This window comes from Spirosoma lituiforme (assembly GCF_054776635.1).
Genome location: NZ_BAAHBO010000058.1, coordinates 1 through 556, shown reverse-complemented (window position 1 = coordinate 556; position 556 = coordinate 1). Strand labels below are relative to the sequence as shown.

General features: G+C 35.1%; 1 protein-coding gene. It reads left to right on the top strand.

The genetic code is table 11. From position 1 onward, the window contains the following. On the top strand, nucleotides 1-556 hold a 556-nt coding region (locus ACYU87_RS27685), incomplete at both ends, for an ABC transporter ATP-binding protein (RefSeq protein WP_461137234.1).

The following is a 556-nucleotide window of genomic DNA, read 5'->3' as shown; positions in this document are numbered from 1 at the left end:
TAAAAAACATATCTTAAAGGCTAAGTTTGGTGAGCCGGAAATTAGTTTTAATCATGTGAAATTTTCTTATGGAGAAAAAGAGGTTTTGCATGATATGAATTTTGAAATGAAAAAGAATACAATGACAGCTTTAGTTGGACAATCTGGTGGAGGAAAATCTACAGTAGCCAACCTTTTAGCGAGATTTTGGGATGTAGACTCCGGTGAAATTTTGATTAGAGGAGTGAATATAAAGGATGTTTCACTATCTGAATTGATGTCGGAAATTAGTATGGTTTTCCAGAGAGTTTATTTATTCCAAGATACGATTTTTAATAATATTGCCATGGGGAAAGAAAATGCGACGAAAGAAGAAGTTATAGAAGCCGCAAAAAAAGCAAGATGTTATGACTTTATTATGGCACTTCCTGATGGATTTGACACAATGATTGGAGAAGGAGGAGCAACTCTATCCGGTGGTGAAAAACAAAGAATTTCTATTGCTCGCTGCATATTAAAAGATGCTCCTATTGTAATTCTTGACGAGGCAACAGCAAGTGTTGATGTGGACAATGAA